Source organism: Flavobacterium sp. A45 (assembly GCF_002001005.1).
Taxonomy (GTDB): domain Bacteria; phylum Bacteroidota; class Bacteroidia; order Flavobacteriales; family Flavobacteriaceae; genus Flavobacterium.
In genome coordinates this window covers 48234-56974 of record NZ_MUNX01000148.1, presented here as the reverse complement: position 1 = coordinate 56974, position 8741 = coordinate 48234, and the positions used below count along the sequence as shown (strand labels likewise).

9 protein-coding genes are annotated in these 8741 nt (G+C 34.1%); 7 read left to right on the top strand and 2 right to left on the bottom strand.

Features of this window, described 5'->3' with window-relative positions:
* The 7 genes from B0E44_RS18900 to B0E44_RS17765 all read left to right on the top strand — a co-directional run.
* Window positions 1-342: hypothetical protein (locus tag B0E44_RS18900; RefSeq protein WP_165688826.1), on the top strand; the 342-nt coding region annotated here is incomplete at its 5' end.
* 466 nt (window positions 343-808) lie between these two features.
* Window positions 809-2362 carry a glycoside hydrolase family 10 protein gene (locus B0E44_RS17790; protein WP_077378525.1) on the top strand — a complete coding sequence of 518 codons (1554 nt, stop codon included), beginning with the start codon at window positions 809-811 and terminating at the stop codon, window positions 2360-2362.
* A gap of 116 nt (window positions 2363-2478) precedes the next feature.
* Window positions 2479-4104, top strand: a complete 1626-nt coding sequence (locus tag B0E44_RS17785) for an MFS transporter (RefSeq protein ID WP_077378522.1) — start codon at window positions 2479-2481, stop codon at window positions 4102-4104.
* Window positions 4105-4301: 197 nt separating this feature from the next.
* The gene (locus B0E44_RS17780; protein WP_077378519.1) at window positions 4302-5900 is read left to right on the top strand and encodes a glycoside hydrolase family 3 protein; all 1599 of its coding nucleotides are present in this window, start codon (window positions 4302-4304) and stop codon (window positions 5898-5900) included.
* 122 nt (window positions 5901-6022) lie between these two features.
* Window positions 6023-6661, top strand: coding sequence for a peroxiredoxin (locus B0E44_RS17775; protein WP_077378516.1), 639 nt, complete (start codon window positions 6023-6025; stop codon window positions 6659-6661).
* A 98-nt stretch (window positions 6662-6759) separates the two neighbouring features.
* Window positions 6760-7068, top strand: coding sequence for a co-chaperone YbbN (locus B0E44_RS17770; RefSeq protein ID WP_077378511.1), 309 nt, complete (start codon window positions 6760-6762; stop codon window positions 7066-7068).
* Window positions 7069-7144: 76 nt separating this feature from the next.
* Window positions 7145-7402 carry a hypothetical protein gene (locus tag B0E44_RS17765; protein ID WP_077378508.1) on the top strand — a complete coding sequence of 86 codons (258 nt, stop codon included), beginning with the start codon at window positions 7145-7147 and terminating at the stop codon, window positions 7400-7402.
* Between the two features lie 155 nt (window positions 7403-7557).
* On the opposite strand, the gene B0E44_RS17760 is transcribed toward B0E44_RS17765, so the two are convergent.
* Window positions 7558-8118, bottom strand: coding sequence for an AraC family transcriptional regulator (locus B0E44_RS17760; RefSeq protein ID WP_077378505.1), 561 nt, complete (start codon window positions 8116-8118; stop codon window positions 7558-7560).
* Between the two features lie 53 nt (window positions 8119-8171).
* Window positions 8172-8735 (bottom strand): DUF6642 family protein, encoded by a 564-nt coding sequence (locus B0E44_RS17755; RefSeq protein ID WP_077378502.1) that lies wholly within the window; start codon window positions 8733-8735, stop codon window positions 8172-8174.
* Window positions 8736-8741: the final 6 nt, after the last annotated feature.

Sequence of the window (8741 nt, the reverse complement as noted above, 5' to 3'; positions counted from 1 at the left end):
GAATATATGAAATGTGAATTTCTAAATTATAAAAGCATAATTATACGAACAGAAAACGATATTGTTATTGATATTTCTGTTTATCTATATTTAGACAATACTAGCCCTTATTTTAAAGGAGATGTATATTTTGAAGGTAAAAAATTAGAATTACCATTTTTATCAAATGATATAGAAAAATATTTTTCAGATATAAAAACAAAACGTCCACCAAGCAAAGTAATCGATAGATTTATTCCCAATGAATCTATCGATTATCCTATAAATGAAATGGTAAAAATAGAAATATCAATGAGCAGATCACCAACATATGTGGGAAGTATAAGTCTAAAAGAAATATAAATAGCCTCGCTCCAAGAACTGTTCCCAATCCCGAAAAGCAATCATTCCCCTCCCGGCTCCGCAAAGTCTCACAACTTTGCGTTTTTTTTAAAGCTCTTGAAAGCAAAAAAAAATGTCAAAAGTCTCCCGACTTTTACCGTGAATGTCGTTAGATTTATGAGTGTTTCAAAACAATATAAAAAACTTTTATCAATCCATTGAATCCCTGCCCCAGATAGCAGCGGCAGCCCCGAAAATTGGAACACTATTTTTTACAGCCGATACAGAGCGACCAGCGGAAGCTCCTGGAGTTGCTAGTAAAAAAAGGGTTCTAATGGAGGGCTATAGCGGATAGCTGGATAAGGCACATTGGTATACTTTTTAGCAATAATGCAAAACAAAAACGGTATACCTAATTTTATTGACAATTAATTTAATAAACTTAGCTAAAAAAACTACTTTTGATTCCTTTATAAAATGAGTAAAAATGATTCTAAAGAAGTCCCTGCTATTCCCAACTATATATCTTCTACTTTGTACTATCATTGGGCATGCCCAAAAAAGAGAGATGCATCCAAAAAATGAATTTAGGGCCGTTTGGATTGCCACTGTTGTCAATATCGACTGGCCAAAAAAAAGTACGGATTCGGTTGAGAAGCAAAAAGCCGACTTTATCGATATTTTGGATACCTACCAAAAACTCAATTACAATGCGGTAATTGTTCAGATTCGCTCTGTTGGAGATGCATTATATCCAACAATATTGGCTCCTTGGTCCCGTTATCTGACCGGAAGAGAAGGAAAAGAGCCAAACCCTAATTATGATGTACTCGAATGGATGATTACCGAAGCCCATACCCGTGGTTTTGAATTTCACGCTTGGCTGAATCCCTATCGTGCCACTTTCGACTTGAAAACCGAAACCCTAAGTCCGAACCACGATTATTACAAACATCCCGAATGGATGATTGAATATGGAGGAAAATACTATTACAACCCTGCCCTGCCCGAAGTCCAACAACACCTAACATCGATAGTTGAAGAGGTGGTGATAAAATACGATATTGATGCCATACACTTTGATGATTATTTTTATCCATATAAAATAAAAGGTATTGAATTTAATGACACTGCTTCTTATCAAAAGTTTGGTAATGGGCTTTCTCTACCCGATTGGAGGCGTTCCAACGTAACTACTTTTGTCAAAAACATTTCTTCCAGCATCAAAAAACTAAAGCCTTGGGTACAATTTGGCATCAGTCCGTTTGGGGTTTGGCGCAACAAATCGGTTGATCCAAAAGGTTCTGACACCGTTTCGGGACAAACCAATTATGATGATTTATATGCTGATCCCATAGACTGGATGAACAACAACTGGATTGATTATATCGTACCGCAACTCTACTGGAGTATCGATCACAAAACGGTTTCGTATGCCAAATTGATGAAATGGTGGTCTGAAAACACACCAAGCAATACGGCACTTTACATAGGAAACTGCACTTACAAAATCAGAGCTGATTCTGACAAACACTGGAATAATAAATTCGAAATTCCAAATCAAATTGACCTTACAAGAAGTTATGAAAACGTACAGGGAAATGGTTTTTTCAGTGCCAAATGGTTCATGAATAAAAACCAAGATGTTGTAAAAATACTCAAAGAGTATGAATACAAATACCCTGCCCTACCATTGCCTGTACCAAATTTCAAAAAGACAATTACCGAAACCTTAGCAATCAATTCGATAACCAAGGATACTGCCAATTATTACATTTCGTTCCAAAAACCAAAATTGCTGTCAAAAGTTAGGTATATAATGGTGTACGGCGCCAAAGATGCTTCTAAAATAAACATCAATGATGCGTCTCAAATTCTGGACAAAATTGCTGTAACCGAAGAAAATGAAGCATTCAACATTGAAGTACCGGATTATAAAATGATAGGCAAAACGGCTTTTGCCTTTACTTTCGTGGACTATTATGCCAATGAAAGCCCGGAGACCATAATCGATTTACAGGTAGAAACGCAAACTAAGTAAAAATCTAAAAGTTTAAAATGGTTTAAGTTTGTTTAAAATGGTTTAACTACTAACCCGTTTATACAATTAAACTTTTAAACAATTTAAACCCTTAAACAATTCAAACATTTCAACAAATGAAAGACAACAAACCTTGGTATTGGATTCCGTTTTTAAATTTTGCTTCGGGTTTTCCGTATGCAATTATTCTTTCTGTTTCAGGAACTATGTATAAAAGCCTTGGTGTTAGCAATGAAGACATTGGAGTATATACAAGCTTAATGTATTTACCTTGGGTAATCAAACCGCTTTGGAGTCCTTTTATTGACTTACACGGAACCAAACGAAACTGGTTTTTAAGCATGCAATTATTTATTTCAATTGCCTTTTTAATAGTAGGTTTTATTATTCCTGTCAGTAATTTTTTCATCTTGAGTTTAGCTATCTTTTGGGTAGCTGCCTTTGCTTCGGCATCCAATGATGTGGCGAGCGATGGCTTTTACATGTTGGCTTTAGAAAAAGAACAACAATCTTTCTTTTTAGGAATTCGAAGTACATTTTATAAAATTGCAATACTAACAGGAAATGGATTAGTTGTGATTTTTGCAGGATATCTCGAAATTGCATACGGAGACAAACATAAAGCCTGGTCATACACAATGATATTTGTAGCTATTTTTATGATTGTTATTACCATTTATAATTTCTTTTTTACTCCAAAAACAGAAACTAATGGAGAATTAGAAACTAAAACAAAACCTAATTTCAGCAAAGTTTTCGCTACTTTTTTTCAAAAAAAACAAATAGTTCTGATTTTGGCATTTATTTTACTATTCCGATTAGGAGAATCTCAATTATTAAAAATGCTTAATCCTTTTTTAGTAGAACCTATTAAGTATGAATTAGATGAATCCGCAACAAATATAAAACAAAAAGCAGCATTGCAATCTTATTATTCTACCATCAAAAATGGAGGAGAATCATCTAAAACCGAATTAGAATTAATCTATTCTGAATTACCAATATTAGCTGTAATGCAAAATGAAAAAACAGCATTAGATTTAAAAAAAATACATAAAGATGATATCACAACATATAATGATGTAATGTCAAAAAGAACAAAGTTTATTGATGAATTAATTAAAGAAAAAGGTAATTCCGATGCAATTCCTAAAAAAGGCATGGGTATATCCAATATGGACTATGGAATTATCTATGGTATTTTTGGGGTTATTGCACTAGTTGTTGGAGGGTTAATTGGAGGCTTTGTAATATCAAGAGATGGATTAGGAAAATGGATGCTTCCAATGATTTTAGCAATGCACTTACCTATTATTGGATTCATTTTGATTTCTCATTTTCATCCTGAAATTATTTTTAATATGAACCTTCCCTATATTGAATATTCTTTAGATCCTTTTTACTTAAACCTGACCTCTTCTGTTTTTCATTACAATCCATATGTAGTCCTTTCAGTAGTGATAGAACAATTTGGATACGGTTTTGGTTTTGCGGCCTTTATGATGTATTTGATTTACGTTGCGGAAGGGGAATCAAAAACTTCACATTACTCCATAGCTACAGGTTTCATGGCTCTAGGAATGATGCTTCCAGGTATGGCGAGTGGTTTTATACAGCAATATTTAGGTTACGGTAATTTCTTTATTTGGGTGTTTTTGGCAACGATTCCGGGTTTGATTTTATCCCAATTACTAAAATATCCAGCTGATTTTGGAAAGAAAGTTGAAGAAAAGAAAGTTTAAATTCACACAAAATTATTATTTTATTTTCTCGCAAAGTCGCAAAGACGCAAAAGAGAAAACACTAACATAAATTTGAATTTTAATAATAACATTTTATCTATTTAAGAACATTGATAGCCGTTTCATTTTGCGTCTTTGCGACTTTGCAAGCATCAATTTCAAAATTCTTAAAAGTGAGGAACTTATAAAAGACTAAAATGACACTAGAACAAAAAATCGGGCAATTCTTTTTTCCCGCAGTTTTCATCAACGACACGGAGGAGAATATTCAGCAAACGGAACGTTTAATCAAGGAACATAACATTGGTGGATTGACATTTTTCCATAGCAGGGCCAGTGCGGCAACTAATTATGAATCTAAGAAGAAAGTAGAATTCAACGACGATAGCTATCAGCGCTTGAAAGACCTGATTGTTCGTTATCAAAAGTGCGCCACTACTCCCCTATTGATGAGTATTGATGCCGAATGGGGTTTGGCCATGCGAGTAGAAAAAACACCACAATATCCGTATGCCATAACTCTTGGCGCTTTGCCAGAAAGGAAAATCGACTTAGTGTATGAAGTAGGAAAACAGATTGGATTGGATTTAAAATCGGCTGGAATCCATTATAATTTGGCACCGTTGGCAGATATTAACAACAATCCTGATAATCCAGTGATTGGTTACCGTTCTTTTGGTTCCAATAAAGAAAAAGTGGCTCAATATGCTTTGGAATACCTTCGCGGAATGTCGGATGTTGGAATTTTAGGTTGTTTGAAACACTTCCCAGGTCATGGAAATACCAATGTGGATTCGCATTTGGGATTACCCGTTTTACAGGAAAATCTGGAGCAATTACTCGAAAACGAATTGGTGCCATTCATAAAAGGAATCGAGAACCAAGTCGATTCAATTATGATAGGTCATTTGGCCGTTCCCGCATTGAATGATGGAAAAGAAACATCAGCTACTTTATCCAAAAATATAATAGAAAAATTGTTACGCAAGCAATTGGGCTATGACGGTTTGGTTATTTCTGATGCTTTGAACATGCATAGCGTTTCAAAATTATATGATGTAAAAGGCCAACTGGAATGGGAAGCTTTCAACGCAGGAAATGACGTTCTATGTTTTGCCGAAAACGTAGCCGAAGGAATTCAAGAAATCTTAAAAAATGCAAATCCGGAACGTATCGAGGCGAGTTTGAACCGCATTATGAAATGCAAACAAAAAGCAGGCCTTTTTGATGAAAATCTAAGTATTGCTGCCGATTTTGACTTCAAAATCACTTCCGAACTGAATCGAAAAATAGCTGATTATTGCATTACCGACCTCAAGGACGACAACAGTTCGGTGGTTCTTTTTGATGCCAAAAACAGGGAGCGTCTGGCTAAATTGAGTATCTACAAAGCGATTGACAATCCGTTTTTTAAAACCTTAGGTCCCATCTTGCCTTCACCCGAATATGCGATTGAAAATGCCAATGATTTAATCAATACAACACTAAAAGAAGATCTTGAACCATTTGATACGGTACTCATTTCTTTATTTGTTCCAAAAGCCAAACCGCTTAATAATTTCGATTTGGAAGATTCGGTTTTGGAATTTTTAGGACAATTGTTTAAAACCAAAAAATGTATTCTCTATGTTTTTGGCAATCCGTATGCCTTACAAGTGATTCCTAATTTGGAACATACTAACGGAATTGTCGAGATGTATCAAGATTTTGTAGAATTTCAGGAAAGTGCAGCCGAACAATTATTGGAAGACAAAAAAGGAAAAGGAAGCTTACCTGTTTCAATTAGAGGTATTTAAAATTCTATATAACCAAACACTATGATTGGATAAATATTAATAATAAAACCTTATTAAAATCAACTTTCTTTATCCATTATCTTTGCACCATCAAAAAAAATAAATAACTAAAATTAATTTATATGTCATTAGTAGGTAAAAAATTCCCAAGTATTGCAGTAGACGCTATTTCAGAAATGGGTGATAATTTAAAGATCAACATCTTCGAAGAAGCTACAAAAAACAACAAAAAAGTACTTTTGTTTTGGTACCCAAAAGATTTTACTTTTGTATGTCCAACAGAATTACACGCTTTCCAAGCTGCTTTACCGGAATTTGAAAAAAGAAACACAATCGTAATTGGAGCTTCTTGTGATACTAACGAAGTACACTTTGCTTGGTTAAACACTCCAAAAAACAATGGTGGAATTGAAGGTGTAACTTACCCAATTCTTGCTGATACAAACAGAAACTTAGCTAACATTTTAGGAATTCTTGACATCGAATCTACTAGCTACAGCGAAGATACAGATTCAGTTATCATCGAAGGTTCAAATGTAACTTATAGAGCTACATATTTAATTGACGAAACTGGAAAAATCTTCCACGAAAGCGTAAACGATATGCCATTAGGACGTAACGTAAACGAATATTTACGTATGGTTGATGCTTATACTCATATCCAAGTAAAAGGTGAAGTTTGTCCTGCAAACTGGGAAGCTGGTAAAGAAGCAATGAATGCTGACAGAAAAAGTACTGCTGAATACCTAAGCTTAAACTAATTCAAAAAAGACTCTAAGCTACTAAGTCGCTAAGATTCTGAGTTTTTTAACTTAGGAACTTAGAGGCTTAGAATCTTAGCAACTTAAAATAAAAATCTATGTTAATCGAATTAAACGAAGATACGTTAGGGGCTTTAATAGCTCAAAACGAAAAAGTGGTGGTTCAATATTCAGCATCATGGTGTGGTAACTGCAGAATCATGAAACCAAAATTCAAAAAATTGGCAACAGAAAATGACGGAATTTCATTTGTTTTGGTGGATGCCGAAAATTCTCCAGAATCCAGAAAACTAGCCAACGTAAGCAACTTGCCTACATTTGCTACTTTCGTAAATGGAAAATTGGTAAACGAAACCCAAACCAACAAACAAGAAGTTTTAATCGAATTGGTTAATGAAATTGTTTAAATCAATTATTGGAATTTTAGACCGTTAGATTTTTTGAATCTTTTATCTAAAAATCCAGCAATCTAAAAATCTAAAAATGAAGTTACCCGTAATAAAACATTTAACCCAGTTCATCGAAGAAAACGATCAGGATTACATTATAGAAACCATTGAAGTACTGGAAGCTATGACCGAAATTCCCTCATTAAAAGATGAAGAACTGGACGTCATCGGAGAATTGATTTCAAACATGTACGGCGCCATTGAAGTGCACAAAATGGTACAACAAGGCACCGACAAAAAAGAAGCCCTAAACACTTTCATGAAAAGAGTTCTCGGGTCAATCGATAAATAAAATCGTTTCTTAAGTATAGATAAACGCATTCCGTAATGGGCTGCGTTTTTTTTATGGTTTAAAAATACTTGGGCAAGCCAGAGTAAGGACATCACGTTACATACTTTAATTAACCGGTTTAGAATGAAAATAGACCCGAATTTTTATTGGCAAGATCAAACTTCATCCAAAGATTTTCTTCCTCCTAATCTTATATTTTTAAAATAACTTGGCGAAAGCCCGGTTACCTTTTTAAACTGATTACTGAGATGAGCAACACTGGAATAATTCAATTGGAAAGCAATTTCGCCCAAAGACAATTCTTTGTAAGCCAATAATTCTTTGACTCTTTCTATTTTCTGGGCGATAAAATATTTTTCAATAGTTGTCCCTTCAATTTCGGAGAAAAGATTGGAAAGATAAAAGTAATCGTGATACACATTTTCGCTCAAATAATCAGACAAAGTCATTTTTAGTTCATTGTTTTGCTCATGGATCAATTCAATGATTAAGGATTTAATTTTTTCAATATATCTGCTTTTTTTGTCATCGATTAACTCAAAACCCAGTTCTTTGAGTACAAGATTCAGCTGTTCTTTTTCTGAAACTGTCAAATCTTTCTCAATGGTTACTTCTCCCAATTCAACTTTTTGGGTATTAATCCCGAGTTTTTCCAATTCTGCTTTGACAACCATTTTACAACGATTACAAACCATATTTTTGATATAAAGAATCATTATTCCTGAAATTTATAATGGTAAAGATACACCAAAATGAATCTTTTATTAAACTAGTAATACAATCTAAAATCGAGTAATTTACACAGTGCATAGTGCTTTTGGTACAATTCTTCCACAATCTCTAATACATCATCATACTCTTGACACAAAGAAAAGAAAGCCTTGTCTATAGTGCTGCAACTTGCTATTTTATTGTATTTTGCACCATAGCCTGAAACAGCGTATGCTCCCGTAATATCCAAAAAATACTGCGCTTCTTCCTTGTCCAAGTCTAATATTTTTGCATTGGCAAAATGAATGATTTTCCCTTTCATTTTGCCTTCAAAAATTTCTGCTATTTCTTCTATACTGTAGTAATAATTGTTAAGACAAATATTATTTCTCTGTCCCGGCATTACCAAATAAATAATTTCATAATCGGTAAAATTATGGTCATGATAGAGTAATGCATTCAAACTGTCTTGCAATCCTTCGATGGTGTCACAGGTTTTATAAATGCTTGTAATACTCTGTTCGATTGCTAACTGTTCCAGATTTTTAACCACTTCGGTAGCGGTGCACATTTCTACATCGGGAACAGCTTCGAGGCAGAAAATAAATTGTTCGCGATTCATTAAATT

Coding starts and splice junctions, on each gene's coding strand:
- B0E44_RS17780 (WP_077378519.1), top strand. CDS start 4,302: ATGACACTAGAACAAAAAATCGGGCAATTCTTTTTTCCCGCAGTTTTC.
- B0E44_RS17770 (WP_077378511.1), top strand. CDS start 6,760: ATGTTAATCGAATTAAACGAAGATACGTTAGGGGCTTTAATAGCTCAA.
- B0E44_RS17775 (WP_077378516.1), top strand. CDS start 6,023: ATGTCATTAGTAGGTAAAAAATTCCCAAGTATTGCAGTAGACGCTATT.
- B0E44_RS17765 (WP_077378508.1), top strand. CDS start 7,145: ATGAAGTTACCCGTAATAAAACATTTAACCCAGTTCATCGAAGAAAAC.
- B0E44_RS17785 (WP_077378522.1), top strand. CDS start 2,479: ATGAAAGACAACAAACCTTGGTATTGGATTCCGTTTTTAAATTTTGCT.
- B0E44_RS17755 (WP_077378502.1), bottom strand. CDS start 8,735: ATGAATCGCGAACAATTTATTTTCTGCCTCGAAGCTGTTCCCGATGTA.
- B0E44_RS17790 (WP_077378525.1), top strand. CDS start 809: ATGATTCTAAAGAAGTCCCTGCTATTCCCAACTATATATCTTCTACTT.
- B0E44_RS17760 (WP_077378505.1), bottom strand. CDS start 8,118: ATGATTCTTTATATCAAAAATATGGTTTGTAATCGTTGTAAAATGGTT.